The organism is Fibrobacter sp. UWCM (assembly GCF_900129735.1).
Lineage (GTDB): Bacteria > Fibrobacterota > Fibrobacteria > Fibrobacterales > Fibrobacteraceae > Fibrobacter.
Map to the genome: position 1 here is coordinate 92,422 of NZ_FQWR01000002.1, position 18,158 is coordinate 110,579.

General features: G+C 53.1%; 8 protein-coding genes and 1 tRNA gene. All 9 read left to right on the top strand.

Annotation, left to right across the window (positions count from 1 at the left end):
- Positions 1–736 precede the first annotated feature (736 nt).
- Positions 737–9,517, top strand: coding sequence for a cadherin repeat domain-containing protein (locus tag BUB22_RS01800; RefSeq protein ID WP_175547212.1), 8,781 nt, complete (start codon positions 737–739; stop codon positions 9,515–9,517).
- 57 nt (positions 9,518–9,574) lie between these two features.
- Positions 9,575–10,405 carry a deoxyribonuclease IV gene (locus BUB22_RS01805; RefSeq protein ID WP_073113671.1) on the top strand — a complete coding sequence of 277 codons (831 nt, stop codon included), beginning with the start codon at positions 9,575–9,577 and terminating at the stop codon, positions 10,403–10,405.
- A gap of 144 nt (positions 10,406–10,549) precedes the next feature.
- A tRNA-Asn gene (locus BUB22_RS01810) sits at positions 10,550–10,622 on the top strand.
- A gap of 114 nt (positions 10,623–10,736) precedes the next feature.
- Entirely contained in the window at positions 10,737–11,138 is a 402-nt protein-coding gene (locus BUB22_RS01815) for a hypothetical protein (RefSeq protein WP_073113672.1), read from the top strand.
- Between the two features lie 139 nt (positions 11,139–11,277).
- The gene (locus BUB22_RS01820) at positions 11,278–12,660 is read left to right on the top strand and encodes an MBOAT family O-acyltransferase (RefSeq protein ID WP_254794591.1); all 1,383 of its coding nucleotides are present in this window, start codon (positions 11,278–11,280) and stop codon (positions 12,658–12,660) included.
- Positions 12,661–12,751: 91 nt separating this feature from the next.
- Positions 12,752–13,924 carry an FISUMP domain-containing protein gene (locus BUB22_RS16200; protein WP_139258665.1) on the top strand — a complete coding sequence of 391 codons (1,173 nt, stop codon included), beginning with the start codon at positions 12,752–12,754 and terminating at the stop codon, positions 13,922–13,924.
- 115 nt (positions 13,925–14,039) lie between these two features.
- Positions 14,040–14,396 carry an LEPR-XLL domain-containing protein gene (locus BUB22_RS01835; protein WP_073113676.1) on the top strand — a complete coding sequence of 119 codons (357 nt, stop codon included), beginning with the start codon at positions 14,040–14,042 and terminating at the stop codon, positions 14,394–14,396.
- 439 nt (positions 14,397–14,835) lie between these two features.
- Entirely contained in the window at positions 14,836–15,543 is a 708-nt protein-coding gene (gene scpB, locus BUB22_RS01840; protein ID WP_073113677.1) for an SMC-Scp complex subunit ScpB, read from the top strand.
- Positions 15,543–18,155 carry a DNA mismatch repair protein MutS gene (gene mutS, locus BUB22_RS01845; protein ID WP_073113678.1) on the top strand — a complete coding sequence of 871 codons (2,613 nt, stop codon included), beginning with the start codon at positions 15,543–15,545 and terminating at the stop codon, positions 18,153–18,155. The genes scpB and mutS overlap by 1 nt, the downstream gene beginning before the upstream one ends.
- The last annotated feature ends 3 nt before the right edge of the window (positions 18,156–18,158 follow it).

The following is an 18,158-nucleotide window of genomic DNA, read 5'->3' on the forward strand; positions in this document are numbered from 1 at the left end:
CATTTCTATTCGAGAGAATGTGTCCATCTCGGATAGTATCGGTTATAACGGAACTACCGGTGATTTAACATTCGAAAACCAACTTCACCATCTTGGTGGGCCCACAGTTGTAGGTGGGAATATGACTTACACTAATGGGTCTTACGATACTTTGTCTGCGGGTCCTGTTCGTGTTATGGGCAATTTAAGAATTTCGAATCAGGATAACAATAGGATGCAGGGGGACTGGTGTGTAAAGGGTAGCATCACTCAACAATATAATAACGGCTCTCTTCAGGCGTGGGACAATCTTGTTACAGGAAAGGTCTATTCAGATGAATACACTCTGCCCAAATCTGGTGGAAGCTATTCTGCTTGTCCTAGTGATGTTCCTCCTTTGGAAGATTTGTTTGTGCCCACTTTGCCGACTCCGGGAAGTTGGGGCTCCTCGTTTATGATGACCTCAAATTATCAGGATGAAGTCAAGTATATCCATGTGCCTCCTGATTCCGTGGAAAGAAATGCTTATGGTACTTATGACATGTACATTACTGAATTCCGTGCAGGGGGCTCAACGGGGAAAAAATTATATGTGGTAATGCCTCCTGGTGGAAAACTGACTCGTATCTTTTCAAGGGACGGTTTCCTGTTTGATAATTCTGCAAACGATATGAAAATTCAGGTTGTATATGTTGCGGAAGGAACAAAGTTTGAAGGTGGCCAATGGGATTTATCAAATACGAATGATTTTTCGTATTTGAGCAATGCTGAATATTCTGGCAATCTCCTTTTCTATACGAGTAAAGATATCCAGTGGGATTATTGGAAGGACGCCTCGTTCCAGGGAACATGGATGACAACGGGTAAGTTGACTGTTGGTGGTCACTTTAAGTTGGCTGGTCAGCTTGTTGCAAATCAATTGCAATTCCAGGCGGACATTAAGGGTGATTTCAAGTACATGCCGTTTGATCCGCCTTGGATTGACATCAACCCTGAAGCGCGTAGCTGGGGAACGGTTTACGAGGGTGTTTCTGGTCCGCAGCCTCTTTCAATTGTCTTGAACGAACCCCCGACTACGGATGTCAGTTTCAAGTACTGCTTTGTTTTTGATGGTGACCAAGCGAACAACAAGGATACCGATCCGGATTCATTGAATGCTTGGGCTAGCCTTGCTGACGTTGTTACAAGTGCAATTCCGGTGTGTAATGGAACGTCCGTATATGAGACGGTTGAATTCCCCAAGGGACACACAGTACCAACGAAAACTGTTACTGTATCTGTCCAGAATGACCTTGTCGAAGAATGGACTGAATTCTTCAAGATTCGAGTGTTTGATATGGTGGGTGCGGTTCTTCCGAACAAGAAACGTGAAGGTGAGTTCCTTATCGAAATTGATGATGACGATAAGGCTCCTAAGGGTAAAGACACCGTCTTTGTTGGTGTCGAAGATACCGAAAGTCCGTTTGTGAAGTTCCCCGCGACAACAGGGAATGGAGCTGACTTGGATGAATTCCAGGTGAAAATAGAATCGTTGCCTATGAAGAATGGCAATGTTGTCGGAACGCTAATCTTTGATGGGACTGTTGTCGATGCCGATGCTATAGCGGCAGGCTTGATTATTTCAAGCGAAGATATAGGCAAGCTTGTTTATCTTGGCGAGGAAAACGCTTTTGGAGACAACAAGGCTTCGTTCACCTATAGGATCATCAGCAAAGATGTTTCCGCAGTTGCCGCCAACACGGTAACAATCAATCTGCAGGCTGTGAACGACAAGCCGATTGCTCACGATACGGTTTACACGATTAACGAAAATGTCGCTGCAGGTACGGCTGCTGCAGGCAAGATTCGCATGGAAGACGTTGACGATACGCAGTTCACTTACGCCTTTGATACGAACGATCCGAAGTACACCACCGTCAACAGCATATTCGCTATTGATGCAACTACTGGTGCAATTACCGTAAAGAACGCCGGCCTGGACTACGAAGCTCTGAACGCCGATACCACGATGGTAATCAAGGTCATTGTGACTGATGCAGCAATCACGACCAGTGGTTCGGGCAAACTTGCCGATACTTCTATAGTGACTATCAAGGTTGTCGATGTGAATGAGGCTCCGGTTGTTCGCGACACGGCCTTCACTGTGGATGAAAACGTTCCTGCTGGTACCGAAGTCGGTACATTGGAAGCGTCTGATCCTGATATTAGGAATCCGCATTTCGGTACGCTGAGCTTCACCATTGATGAAAATTCGAACAGTAGCACTGCGGACGATGTTCCGTTTGCAATTGACAACGATGGAAGAATTACGGTTACCGCTGATGACGCTCTTGATTTCGAAACGAAGCCCACTTGGGTAATTCATGTGACTGTTACTGACGGCTTCATCCCGCAGACGGTCGAAGTGGTTATCAATCTCAATGACCTGAACGAACCTCCGCACGTTGACGATATCCTTGACCAGTACAACGTTGTTGAAAACTCTGCAAACGGAACGCCTGTCACTTCTCCGTCTATCAAGATTACGGATCCGGATGCTGGCGATGGTCAGAGCACTTTGAGCGCAAAGATTGAAGGCTTTACCGCTTCCGATAAGATTGCGGAACAGCTCTTTAAAGCGACTGTTGCTACTGCTGAAGATGGCTCGTTGAGGATCATGATTGCTGTGGAGAGAAGCGACTTGCTTGACTACGAAGCCCTCCTTGCTGATGGGGCCGATACGGTAAGTTACGACATTCGCCTTATCCTTACGGACCGTGAAGGTGGTACAGGAAGCTTTGCCGACACTGCGTTTACCACGATTTATGTGACCGACGAAAACGAAAGGCCGACTGCTCAGGATGGCAACTTTACGATTGCCGAAAATTCTGATGCCGGTACGGTTGTTGGCCAGGTTGTTGCCTCTGACCCGGATACGGCCCATGCCGCATACGGTACGCTCTACTACAGCTTTATGACGGAAACGACTCAGTTCGTTATTGACGAGGCTACGGGCGTGATTACGGTTGCGGAAGGTGCCGTTCTTGACTACGAAACGACTCTTCCGGATCACAAGATAACGCTCCTTGTGGAAGTTACGGACCGTGGCACTGAACCGCAGATCGCAACAGTTGTCGTGACCCTGACCGATGTCAATGAACCGCCGATAATTATCGATGACGGCCTGGACTACGAGGTGGTTGAAAATACTGCTCCTGGTACAGAAATTGCCCGCTACGAAATCAAGGATGTGGATGCCATCGATGCAAACTTTGCAACGTCTCTGGTGGTTTCCTTGACGGATAACGCTTCGCACACTGTTAAGGCTCAGAACCTGTTTGAGACTGTTGTCAAGACTGAAGGCGGCAAGACCTATGCTGTGCTTCAGGTCAAGAGCGACCTGGATTTCGAAGATGTCTTTAACAAGAATGCTGATTCCTTGTTCAACGTGACCATTACGTTGAAGGACCAGCAGGGTGTTGCCGGTTGCAATACGGTAACTCTCCCGAAGAAGATTACGGTACGTGACATCAACGAAGCTCCTGTGATTCTTGAAACCCCGACTTACACGGTCAAGGAAAATTCCGCTGCGGGAACTTCTGTCGGCAAGGTTGATGCTGACGATGAAGATATTTGGTCTGAACTGACCTTCAAGCTGGTGAACATCCAGGGCGAAGGCGATGTGGCAAGCCTCTTCAAGATTGATAACAACGGTAATATTACGGTCGCTGCGAACGCCAATCTTGACTACGAGACCAAGAACGAATATAGGGTAAAGGTTGTCGTGACGGACAACGGCTCTTCGAAGGGATTCACGGATCTTTCCGATTCCGTTATCATTACCATCCAGGTAACCGACGAAGACGAAAAGCCGGGCTTTGACGACAAGTACCCGACATTCTCCGTGTACGAGAATTCCAAGGCTGGTACGGATGTTGGTACTGTTTCTGCAACGGATGACGACTGCAAGGACAACACTTGTGCAACCTTGACCTACACGCTCGTTGCCGATACGGTTGCTGCGAACGCGAATGACTATAAGGAATTCAAGATAGATGCCTCTACGGGCAAGATTACGGTTGCCAAGGACAGTACGCTGAACTATGAAGTGGATAGCCTCTACTACGCCCTCGTCGTGGTTTCTGATGGGACGTTGAAGGATACGGCCCGCGTGACCATCAAGATCAAGGATGCGAACGACAAGCCTGTAATCGAGAACAAGACCCTGACGGTTCCCGAAAACTCGCAGGCTGGCACTGTGGTCGGTACTGTTCCGGCAAAGGATGAAGATAAGTGGTCTAAACTTACCTACAGCCTTGCCGACGTGAACACGAATGATCAGGTGGCAAAACTGTTCACGGTCGATAATAATGGCGTCATCAAGGTTGCCAAGGATAGTACGCTCGATTACGAAGACCGTAACGAGTACCAGGTGCTGGTAATCGTTACCGATAACGGTTCAGACAAGGGCTTTGAAAACCTCTCTGATACGGCTATTGTAACTATCAAGGTCGGTGATGAAAATGAACCTCCTGAGTTCATTGACGACGGCAAGCCGAGCTACAAGGTTGCAGAAAATACTGCCGCTGGCACGGAAGTTGCTCGTTACGAAATCAAGGACCCGGATGCAGCCGACGCGAATTTCGCGACGACCCTGAAGGTCTCGCTTGCGGATGATGAACAGAACGCCATCCTGGCGCAGAACCTGTTCAACATCAAGGTTGAAACTAGGAATGATTCCACCTTCGCGGTGATTCGTGTTGCCAGTGTTCCGGACTTTGAAGCGATTAAGGAAGCTAACGGTGATACGCTGTTCAACGTGACGCTTACCTTGAAGGACCAGAACGGAGCCGCTGGTTGCAACGAGGTTACGCTCGAGAAGAAGATTTACGTCAGCGACGTGAATGAAAAGCCGGATGTTAAGGATGCCGAATTCGCTGTTGACGAAAACTCCAAGAAGGGAGATTCCGTTGGCGTGGTTGAGGCCAGCGATCCGGATAAGTTCAACCCGGACTTCGGTACGCTCTACTACTCGCTGCTCGATGCGACCGCCGGTTCTACACCCGGTGCCGACACGCTGTTCAACATTGATAGTACCGGTAAGATTACGGTTGCGGAAAATGCAACGCTCAATTACGAAGAAACTCCGGTTATCTACGTGAAGGTTCGCGTGACGGATAAGGAACTTTCCGACACGGCACTTGTTACCGTCAAGCTCAATGACGTTGATGAAAATCCGAAGATTATCATCGATGACGATGACGACGGTGACGACGATACCGATTCTCTCTGTGTCGCGTTCTGCGATACGACCAGCCGCGGCCACACCGACGATAGCACCCTTACCGTGTTTATCAACGAGAACAGTGCAGACGGCGCTAAGGTGTTTGCCTACGTGGTTTCGGACGAGGATGCCGGTGACTTGGCTAACCTCACGCCGAGCCTGAAGGATAACAACGGGACTGGTGTGGATAGCCTCTTCAAGGCCGCGATTGTGGTCGAAGGCGGCAAGACCAAGCTGGCCGTTATTGTGCCCGATGGTTCGAAACTTGACTTTGAAAAGGTCAAGCCGCTGCACGAGGTGACTGTGTATGTTACCGACCCGGATGGCCTGCAGGATTCTATTGTCCGCAGAATCCAGGTTATCGACGTGAACGAGGCTCCGACTGTTGAAGATGCCGTGTTTGCCGTGGAAGAAAATTCCAAGAAGGGCGACTCTGTCGGTGTCGTTGTGGCTAGCGACCCGGATGTGCTGAACCCGGAATTCGGTACGCTCTACTACTCGCTGCTCGATTCCACTGAGGGCGCGGCAAGCAAGTTCAATATCGATAATACAGGAAAGATTACGGTTGCCGAAAATGCCGGCCTCAACTACGAACAGGATTCCGTGTTCTACGTGAAGGTCCGCGTTACGGACAGCACCCTTTCCGATACGGCCCTTGTGACCATCAAGCTCAAGGATACCGACGAAACGCCGAAGATTATTGTTGACGACGATGACGATGGCGACGACGATACCGATACGCTCTGCATTGCTCATTGCGATACGACCAACCGCGGCTCGGGCGACGAACATGGCAAGAACATCTTGACCGTGGGCGTCAATGAAAATTCCCCGACGGGTACGGTTGTTATGGAATACTTCGTGTACGACGAAGATGCCGACGATGTTGATTCGCTTGTCCCGTCGCTGGGCCTGATTGGTACCAACGTGACTACGGGCGTGACTGTCGACGACATCTTTGAAATCAACAAGGTGAAGGATGGTGACCGCTGGAAGATTGTCGTGACGGTCAAGGATTCCGACCTTCTCAACTACGAAGAACTCCGTGCCGCGCAGTCCAGCAACGATCCGGAACCGCAGTACACTGTGGCTGTGATTGTCTCGGAACCGGATGGCCACAAGGCTGAACTGAAGGATACGATTATCCGCGTCATTGAAATCCGCGATATGAACGAATCTCCGCTCTTCACTGTGGAAACATGTGAAATTGCCGAGAACAACCAGATTGGCGATTCCCTTGGCCGCGTTGAACATCCGAGCGATATCGACTCGATGTCCAGGATTGTCGACTACTACGACAACCGCTTCAAGCTGGTCGGTGGCGATACGGCGCTGTTCGACCTGAGGTACGACGAGCCGATTGACGGCCGCCCGAACATCACGCTTGTGGCTAAGGTCGTGTTTGACTGCGAATCGGAACCGTACAAGGACAAGTGCGGCCTGGATAGCGCGTTCCACGTAGTGATTGATTACTTCGACAAGAACGATACGACCATCAAGATGACGAAGGATGTGCCTATCAAGCTTATCGACGTGAACGAGAAGCCGAAGATCACCACGGATTCTGTGGATGTCAAGGAAAATGTGGAGAAGGGCACCGTTGTTGATACCATCAAGGCTACTGACCCCGATGTGTACGACTCCGTGCTGACCTACACTCTGGTCGAAGACAAGAGCGGCTGCTTTGATGTTTCTGAACGTGGCGTAATTACGGTCAAGGTGGACAACTGCCCGGCTCTGGATTACGAGAAGAACCATGAACTCCCGATTACGGTGAAGGTAACCGACAACGGTACCGACGGCGAAGGCGATAATACCTTGTCCGATACCAAGACGATTATCGTGAAGATTACCGACGTGAACGAGAAGCCGGATATCCCGGACCAGACCATCACGGTTTCGGAAGATGCGAAGATTGGTACCGAGGTGGGCGAAATCGAGGCGACGGACCCGGATACCTCGAAGGCCTACGGTACTTTGACCTACGAGCTCGTGGAAGAAAGCGAGACGTTCGAGGTCAAGGAAGACGGTACGATTATCCTCAAGGATTCTCTTGACTACGAGAAGGATTCTATCTACACCATCAAGGTGCGCGTGACCGACAGCGAACTTTCGGATACGGCGACTGTCACTATCAAGATTGGCAACGTCATCGAAACGCCTGAAGTCGAGATTACGATTGCCGAGACGGTGGATTCGACCTGGAAGAGCCCGGATACGCTCTACATCAATACGACCGACCTTTGCGTCGAATGGGAAGCCCGTAACAAGAAGAGCGGCGCTACGCTGAAGGATACTACCGAATGCATGCTGCTCGAAGAGGGCGAGAACATTATTGTCAAGAAGTTCGAAGACCCGTCGATGGACTTCCCGGGCTACGATACGCTCGTGGTCTACGTGAGCAAGGCTACTCCGATTGTCTCTATCCGCAAGGCGGAAGACGATGCTAGCGTGCCGAACATCTTCACGGTGGTGGAGGAATCTGCGCAGGCCGATACGGCGTTCTATGTGAACGAACGCAAGAACGACATCATTGTTACGGTAACGGATCCGGAGTCTGGCTCTAAGGAAACGTTCACCACGAAGATTGAACTCGATACCGTGAGCGTGCCGAAGAAGACCTTTACGGGCACGATGTCCGAGATTACCGACTTTAGCCTTGCACTTACCGACAATCCCTCTTCGGGCACGAGCCGCACGCCCGTGAACGGCGAGAAGGTTGCCGTCTCTTACACGGAAGTGGTGAACGGCCACACGGTGACCGTGACCTACTACACCGATGACAAGGGCGAGATGATTGCCAATGCCGATGGCGTTGTCGAGATGACTGTTGCTTACAAGGATACTATCGGTGGCCACGAGGTGACGATTTCTTACCAGGCCGACGCTGTAACGGGCGCTGTCATCAAGACTTCTGGCGGCTACGCCAAGCCGGAAGATTCTGCTATCGAAAGCAGCAGCTCGGGCAAGGGCGGCTCCTCTTCTTCGGGCAAGGATGACAAGTCCAGTTCTTCGAAGGGCGGCGATAAGAAGTTCGAAAACGAGGTGGTTTACACTGTGTCTTACGAGACGGTTGACGAGGCTGGCAATGCGATGACGGTTTCTTATGGCGTGGATGCCGAGGGCAACATCGTCCGTAACGAAGACGGCAACATCGGCTACCTGCTGACTTACACCTACAAGAACAAGTTCGGCAATACCGGCACGCAGTCGCTGTTCATCGTGCTCGACCAGGTGCCGCCGAAGGTCAAGATTCTCTACCCGACCGAAGGCGAGGTCATCTACTCGAACTTTGTCGACGTGAAGTGGACCGTGGATATTGGCGACGGCAAGGGCCCGATTGTTCAGGATACCCTCGTTACGCAGAGCCTTAACAAGGGTGGAAATGTAATCGTTCGCTTCTACCGCGACAAGGCTGGCAACGAAGCTAGCGATACCATCCGCGTTATCATGAAGAACGCGAAGGACGTGGATATCGCTATCGAGAAGCCGGTTACCGAAGTCACGCAGGATCTTGTGGCCGAGTACTACGCTACTCACGAGCCGGAAGACAACCAGACCTTCGCTGTAACCATCTACAACCCGAAGACGGACAAGGAAGTCGAAACTGTCATCGGTGGTGGGTTCGATAACAAGCCGGGTACCGGCGATGAACCGTATCCGGGCCTCACGGGCCACCTTGGCCCGACTCTCGGAATCGAGACGAAGGTGCCTACCGTGAATGCTGTGGGTGGTCTTGCCACGCTCGACGACATCATCGGCAAGGATGGCCTTGTACCGCTCGAAGGTGTTGAAGCCAACTCCAGTAAGAAGGTCAGTGTTGAGGAATATGTTCGCGACTACTGTACCGACGAGTTCGCTGAGAATGTTGGCTCTGACCTTTCTCGCGTGAACCTCTACAAGACCAAGATGTATGTGAAGGTCTGGATCTACACGACCCTGGGCGACTTTGTGGACTACTATACGTTCACTCAGGAACTCGACAATCCGGACTACATGAGCGATGCAGGCCTCTTGACGCTGTACTTCGAAATGAAGCCGGATAGGGATGGCAACGTTCGCACTGCTTCGGGCCGACTCCTGGGTACGGGCGCGTATGTCTACCGCACTGAGGTCGAGATGAAGTCCACGCTGCGCTGCTCCGTGCCTCCGTTCACGCAGAACGCAAAGGGTGGCTGGGAACCGGAAAAGCCGTCCAACAAGGTGGGCTCGGCACGCTCTGTGAAGGAAGACATGCTGAAGAACTTCGGTTACAAGCGCCCCGAAAAGAAGTAACCTTGTCTTCGTGAAAATACTCCCCGCCTCGTGCGGGGATTTTTTATTATTGGAAATATGCTTATAGGTTGCCATCTTTCTAGTGCTGCAGGTTTCAAGGCGATGGGCGAGGACGCCCTCTCCATAGGGGCCAATGTGTTCCAGTTCTTTACTCGCAACCCGCGCGGCGGGAGTGCGAAACCTTTTGACAAGGCCGATGCCGACGCGCTGGTGCAGTTGATGCGCGAAAACAAGTTCGGGCCCGCGCTTGCGCATGCACCCTACACGCTGAACCCGTGTGCGGCGGACCCGGGGTTGCGTGACTATGCCCGCGACGTGATGAAGGACGACTTGTGGCGCATGGACCACTTTCCGGGAGCGATGTACAACTTCCACCCCGGGAGCCACGTGAAGCAGGGGGTCGAAAGGGGTATCGAGCTGATTGCGGAACACCTGAATGCGATACTGCGACCGGACCTGAAGACGCTTGTGCTCCTCGAGACGATGGCGGGGAAGGGGAGCGAGGTTGGCCGGACCTTCGAGGAATTGCGCGCGATTATCGACCGGGTGGAACTTTCGGACAAGGTCGGGGTTTGCCTCGATACCTGCCACGTGCACGATGGCGGCTACGACATCGTGAACCGCCTGGACTGGGTGCTGGAACAGTTCGACAAGGTAATCGGGTTAAAGCGCCTGCACGCCATCCACCTGAACGACAGCAAGAACCCGCTCGCAAGCCACAAGGACCGTCACGAGGTCATCGGTGCGGGCTTTATCGGGCAAGAAGCCCTGGTGCGCGTGGTGAACCATCCGGCGCTCCGCGACCTGCCGTTCTACCTCGAAACCCCGAACGAACTCCCCGGTTATGCGAAAGAGATTGCCCTGATGCGTTCTTTTTCGTCATTCTGACGCCCGAAGGGCGGAAGAATCTAGGTCTGGATCCTTCGGCTCCGCCTCAGGATGACGATTTAAACAAAAAAACGCATTTTTTTGCAAAAAATCCCCTTGACAACGGGCGAGTAAAATCTATATTTGGGGGCGTCTAACAGACGATGCTTCATAGCTCAGTTGGTAGAGCCCGCGACTGTTAATCGCGTTGTCCTTGGTTCGAGTCCAAGTGAAGCAGCTTAGAACCCCGTTCGAAAGAGCGGGGTTCTTTGTTTTCTTTTCTTGTCATCCCCGCTATCATTCTTGTCTTCCCCGGTTTAGTCGCGGCCCTCCTTTTTGTATATTTCATCCTATGTTCAAGAAGTTTTTTATCGCTATTCTCGCTGCTGCTGCTTTCACGCTCGCGGCTGACCCCGTCACTGTCGAAGCCCGCCTGACCGAAATCCCGGGCAAGATGCCGAGCAACGACCTCTACAGCTACGTGTACGTGTTCAAGTACAAGGTGCAGAAGGTGGTTTCCGGCAAGCTCGACGCGAAGGAAATCTTGGTGGGCGTGTACAACCCGCTTATCGCTCGCGGCAAGGTCAAGGACAAGATGGCCGACAAGAGCAAGGGCAACGTAGGCGAGTTCAAGGCGAAAGCCAAGCATACGCTTAAGATTGTGCCGCTTGAGGGCAACTGGGATGGCGCCGTGGAAGACGAGTACTTTGACGACGAATCCCCGCGCTACCTGGCCATCGAGGTGAATGAATAAATAGGGGTCAATAGTCATTGGTCAATGGTCATTGGTTCTTATAATCGCGGCTATGCCGCCTAACTTTAACCAACAACTAATGACTAGTGACTAATAACTACTTATGGTTTTCTCTTCCCAGATTTTTCTGTTCTACTTTTTGCCGACTTTTTTGGTCGGGTACTTTGTGCTGTTCCGTGCCGGGGTCAAGCATTCCGGCCTGAACTTCTTCATCACGATTTTCAGTTACATCTTTTACGGCTGGCTCGAGCCGTGGCTCGTATTCCTGATGTTCGGCTCGACGCTCGTGGTTTACGTGAGCGGGCGGTTCATCTCTGCGCCTGGCGCTAGCAAGCGGCAACGCAATTTGGCGCTCCTTGCGGCGATTGTCGTGAACCTCGGTGCGCTCGGGTTCTTCAAGTACTATATGTTCGGCATGGGTGTCATCAACGATGTGGTGGCAAAGCTTGGCTGCGAACCGTTCTCGGTGATGACGGTGCTTTTGCCGGTGGGCATTTCGTTCTATACGTTCCAGTCCATGAGCTACGCGATTGACGTGTGGCGTGGCACCGCCCCTCCGGTCAAGGACTTCGTGACGTTTGCCTGCTATGTGGCGTTGTTCCCGCAGCTTGTGGCGGGCCCGATTGTGCGTTACAATACGGTCGCAGAAGAACTTGCGACCCGCACGCATACGCTCGAGAACTTCGTTCGCGGCATCATGTTCTTCAGTTTCGGTTTTGCGGAGAAGATTTTCCTTGCGAACCAGGTGGGCATCATCGCCGACCGCGTGTTTGCGGCAGACGCTCCGGGCGTACTCAATACGTGGTGGGGTAGCCTTGCCTACATGTTCCAGATTTACTTCGACTTCTCGGCGTACAGCAACATGGCAATTGGCCTTGGCCTGATGCTCGGGTTCCATTTCCCGCGCAACTTCAACGGCCCGTACCGCTCGGGGAGCATTACCGAATTCTGGAAGCGCTGGCATATTTCGCTCACGAGTTGGTTCCGCGATTACCTCTACATCGCCCTCGGTGGAAACCGCGTGGGCAAGAAACGCCTGTACTTTAATTTGTTCATGGTCATGTTCCTGAGCGGCGTGTGGCACGGCGCGAACTGGACGTTCGTTTGCTGGGGCCTGTACCATGCCTTCTTCATGATTGTGGAACGTGCGAACAACAAGAACGCGCTTTACTACAAGGCGCCCCGCGTGGTGCAGATTCTTATTACGCAGGTGCTCGTGCTGTTCGGCTGGGTGCTGTTCCGCGCCGATAGCATTGGCGAGGCGTGGCGCATGTGGAAGGCGATGCTCGGGCTTATGCCGGTGAGCGGCGCCGACGCCATCCTTACGGCCGAAATCTTCACGCCCACGTGCATCGTGTTCATGGCCGTGGCAGCCCTGCTTTCGTTCTGGAAATTCCGCAGTTTCGACTGGTGCAACGAGGTGAAACCCTGGAAGGCTGCCGTCGCGCTCGGGCTCTTTGTGCTCGCGACACTTGCGCTCTTTACCCAGAGCTACAACCCGTTCCTTTATTTCCAATTTTAACACTTCGCGGCCAGCAACTGTCTAGGGTGTTGCCCCGCGTTATGTTATATTTTCATTGGTATTTTGGGATAAGACTGCATTTGGAGGATAAATGAGGCGTTCTTTTCTTGTTTCTTTTGCGATGTTTCTTGCTGTTGCGGGACTCTCCTTGATGGCATGCGGGGACGATGAGAGCAGTTTTGCCCCGCGCGACGACGAGTCGTCCAGCAGTATCGAAGACGTCACACCGCAGTCGAGCGAAGACGAGACAAGTGTGTCCAGTAGCTCTGCCAAGTCTTCTTCTTCAGTCAACGCGAAGTCGAGCGAATCAGCGAAGTCTTCTTCTTCCAGCGTCACACCGCAGTCGAGCTCTAGTGCGAAGTCCAGCAGCAGTGTGAAGTCTTCCTCGAGCGTCGCGTCTAGCAGTTCCGCGAAGTCCTCTTCCAGCGTCACTCCGCAATCGAGCAGTAGTGTGAACTCCTCCTCTAGCGTCACTCCGCAGTCGAGCAGTAGTGAGAACTCCTCCTCCAGCGTCACTCCGCAGTCGAGTTCAAGTGTTCCCAGTAGCAGCGGCTATGTCCCGTATGACCATATGGCTGATTTGGGTGATGCTATTCGTATCAAAAGCAGCGATTACAAGACCTTTGTTGATGAACGCAATGGTCGTAGCTACTACTACATTACGATAAACGGGAAAAACAAAAAAGGCGAGGCCGCTTCTGTGACCGTAATGGCAGAAAACCTCAATATCGGCAAGATGGTTGGTATTACAAAAGATCAGGCAAACGATACGTTAATCGAGCGTTACTGCTACGATAGGGATACCACAAATTGCGACCGCTACGGTGGCCTCTACCAGTGGGCCGAGATGATGCAACTGCCGAGCCGCTGCAATACCGAAAGCTGCGCCGATTTGATCCAGCCGAACCACCAGGGCATCTGTCCGGATGGCTGGCGGCTTCTGACTCAGGACGATTTTTACATTGTGCTTCATGCGGACAACAATAAGCACGGAATTCAAGACGCTCGAGCAATATCATTTGGGGGCTTTAATTACAGCGGCTATTCCCTCGTCGGTGCAGGGTATATTTGGGATCGAAGATTAACGCGTATAGGTGAGGCTACATATTGGTATTATCCCGACGAAGGTTCTTATTCTAAAAATGGTGAAGTAATTTCAACAGCGTTTGCCGCTGCAACATCTCGTTCGGGAGAGTACCTAACTGAGCAGGAAACGTACAAAACTCACGGTTTCTCCGTCCGCTGTACTAAGCTAGAGGAATAATCAACATTTTTGAAAATAATTACAACGCACCCCGAGGTGCGCTGTAATTGTTTTATCCCAAATGGAATTTTCTTCAAATTCCACACAAAAAGTTTTAACTAAAAAGGCGAAAATCATGTCCAAGAACGTCAAGTCCAACAACAAGAACACCAAGAAATCCGCTTCCAAGTCCAAGAAGTCCACCCGCAATATCTATAAAATCGAGTCTCTCGAACCGCGTTTGATGATGGACGCCGAACCGCTCGATTCGGCCCTCGAGCCCAACCTTGACATGGAGCAGTTCGACTCGTACGTGGATCAGATAAGCAATCTTTCGGATTCCATCGGTGAGAAGGCTGTCGAATCTCTTGGACAGTTCGACAAGATTGATTTTACCCAGTTTCACCTGGCGGACAAGGCTAATGCTGCTGTTTTAAACATCTTCCTGCAGTTTAATACGATACCCGCAATTCGCGAAGGCCGAAGTGACTAACTGATGCGACCGTTCGCGCTACACTCTGGTTTTTATACTCTGGTATGCGCTCACTCTCGCCACCACGCCTCGTTGATACAAGGCGCTTGTGGCTCACACACGAGGCTTTCGCAGTACCCGCTTCGAAACGTTCCCGCGATAAACAGTCTTATTCCGGAGCCTCTCTCATGATTCTTTGCGGAGAGAGGGCGTTTTGCAAAGCAAACACTTAAACGAAGTGAATGTGTTTGCGTGCGAAATGTCCCTCGAAGCAAACTATATTATGAAAAGCGTTTATGGACCCTATCGTCGTTTCACTCCTCCAGGGTGACAGATGAAGGTATGGAATTGGAGATCCCCGGTCAAGCCGGGGATGACAATTGGGGTTCAGAATGGCAATTGGGGCTGGGAACGCCCAAGAAAATGAAAATCCGGCGTGTTTTTTACTATCTTACCGGATATGAGTGAAAACCCGCAGAATGTAGAAGAGGCCGAGGAAGTCGAAGAAGAACTTCCGAAAGTGGAAAGCAGCGAGGACCTTGCCCGCATTATACAGGCTATCGTGTTCGCTTCGCCCGACATTGTGACGCTCAAGAAGTTGCGCGAGATTCTGGGCGACTTTCTGGATGCCCGTACCGTGTCGGATGCGCTCATTGCTGCGAACGATTCGCTGAACAAGATTAATTCCCCGTTCGAGATTGTGGAGCAGGCGGGCGGCTACCGTTTCCGCACGCGTGCGAAGTACTACCCGTGGGTGCGCAAGCTGTTCCCCGAGGCGAATGCGCGCCGCCTGAGCCAGGCCGCACTCGAGACCCTCGCGGTGATTGCCTACCAGCAGCCCATCACGAAGGCCGCCATCGAGCAGGTGCGCGGTGTGTCTTCTGTGGATGGCCCTATCAGGAACTTGCTCGACAAGGGCTTTATTGCATTGGGCGCGCGCGCCGAGACTGTCGGCAACCCCTATACGTACGTGACGACCCAGGAATTCATGAAGTATTTCGGCATCAACCGCATTCCCGAAGACCTGCCGCGCCTGCGCGAGTTCAGCGAACTCCTGGAAGCGGGCACGCTCGTGCCGCAGTACGCCAAGCAGGAATCCGAACCTACGGAACCTGTGCCTCCGGAAGATAACCCGGAACAGATTGAACTTTCGATGGGAGACCTGTAATGGCTGTCACCCCGTTGATGCAGCAGTATTACGAGATCAAGAAACAGAACCCTGGCTGCATTTTATTTTTCCGCATGGGCGACTTCTTCGAACTGTTCGAGGACGACGCCGTCATAGCATCGAAGATTCTTGGACTTACGCTCACGAGCCGCAACAATGGCGCCTCGGGTGCGACTCCCTTGTGCGGGTTCCCGCATCATGCCGCCGACCGCTACGTGCCGAAGATGGTGGCGGCGGGTTACCGCATCGCGATTTGCGAGCAGGTGGAAGACCCGAAACTCGCGAAGGGTATCGTGAAGCGCGATATCGTGGAGATTATCAGTGCCGGCACCGCGATGGACGAGTCGAACCTGAACGCGAAGGAGGCGAACTACCTGTTTGCCTACGTGCCTGCGGGTAACGATGCCGCGTTTGCCGTCGCCGACGTGACGACGGGCTACCTTGCCGTATGCAGGAGCAGCGTGCAGGCTTTCGAGTGCGAGTTCAGCCGCCGCATGCCCAAGGAAATCGTGGTGCCCGAGGGTGTCGAGATTCCCTCGAGCATTATGGACATGGTCAAGGCCGACAACGTGCTGGTGACGCAGATTCCCGAGTTCATGTTCGGGGAGGAGCAGAGCCGCGACGTCCTGTTTAGCCACTTCAAGGTGGAATCGCTGGTGGGCCTCGGGCTCGACGGCCGCGAATGCGAGACGGAAGTCGCGGGTGCCCTGATGGCCTACCTGATGGACCAGAAGAAGTCCGAACTTTCGCACTTTACGACGCTCGAGATCTTGAATCTCGACGACTACATGACGCTTGACCCGAGTACGCTCAGGAACCTGGAACTTACGCGCCCGCTGAATGCGGACGACTACTCGAGCACGCTCTGCTCGGTGCTGGACCACACGGTGACCGCGATGGGCGGGCGCACGCTCAAGGACTGGGTGAGCCACCCGCTGATTTCTGTTTCGCGCATCCAGGAACGCGAGGAGGCTGTTGCGGAACTGGTACAGAACCCGGTGGCGCTTGACGAACTGAAGGAATCGCTCACGAGCATCCTCGACATGGAACGCCTGATGGGGCGCGTGGGGAGTGGGCGTGCCAACGCGCGCGACCTTGCGGGCATGGGCCGTTCGCTTTCGCAGGCATCTAAGGTGGCCGACGTGCTCGAGGGTCTGCGGGCACCGATTTTTGAAGGCCTGCGCGAGACGCTTGAACACGCGCGCGGCCGCGGCGAGGAACTGTTGGCGCAATTCAACGAGGACTTGCCTCTCACGGTGCGCGAGGGCGGTATGATACGCCCTGGCGCGAACGCCGAACTCGACGCGATGAACGAGGACATCAAGGAAAAGCGCGAATGGATTGCCTCGCTGGAAGGCCGCGAGCGCGAACGCCTCGGAATCCCGAGCCTGAAGGTCGGTTACAACCGCGTGTTCGGCTACTACATCGAGATTACCAAGGCGCAGATGGCGAAGGCGACAAGCCCCATCCCCGAGGAATATATCCGCAAGCAGACGACGGTGAACGGCGAACGCTACATTACGCCCGAGATGAAGGAATGCGAATCCATCATCAGCAACGCCGAGGTGAACATCCACGAGCTCGAATACCGCATATTCTGTAGCCTGCGCGACCGCGTAGACGGCTGGCGTGCCGAACTCCAGGAAATTGCCGACGCGGTGGCGAAGGTCGATACGCTCTACAGTTTCGCGCGGGCGGCCCGCAAGTACAACTACGCGTGCCCCGAGGTTTTCGAGGGCTCGGGTATAGAAATCCGCGGCGGTTTCCATCCGGTGATTGTCGCCGTGAACCCGGATTTGGACTTTATCCCGAACGATGTTTCGCTTTCGCCCGATGGCACGCGCCTGATGCTCATCACGGGCCCGAACATGGCGGGTAAGTCGACTTACCTGCGCCAGACCGGGCTCATCGTATTGATGGCGCAAATCGGCTGCTTTGTGCCGGCGGAATCTGCCCGCATTGGGGTAGTGGACCGCATATTCACTCGCGTGGGGGCGAGTGACCGCCTGAGTCGCGGGCTCAGTACCTTCATGGTCGAGATGATAGAGACCGCAAATATATTGCGGAACGCGACTCCGCACAGCCTTGTGCTGCTCGATGAAATCGGGCGCGGCACGAGCACCTTCGACGGGCTTTCCATCGCCTGGGCGATTGTGGAGACCCTCCACGACGAGCCCGCACGGCAGGCACTGACCCTCTTCGCGACGCACTACCACGAACTCACCGGGCTCGTGGAAAGCCTCGAGCATGCGGGTAACTTCCAGGTGGCCGTGCAGGAGAAGGGCGACAAGCTGGTGTTCCTCCACAAGATTCTCGCGGGTGCCTGCGACTCGAGCTACGGCATCCATGTGGCCGAGATGGCGGGCCTCCCGAACAACGTTGTCCGCAGGGCGAGGAAGATTCTTCTCCGGCTTGAGAAGGAAAAGATTGACCCGAGTGACGGCGCCGTGAAGAAGAAGCAGAAGGAACACCCGCAGCTTGATATGTTTGCACCGCCCGACGAGAACACGCAGCTGTTGAAGGACGAAATCCGCAGGCTCAAGCCCGAGGAAATGACCCCGATGCAGGCGCTCCAGCGCTTGATGGAACTGAAGGAAGCGTACGGGAAATAGAAC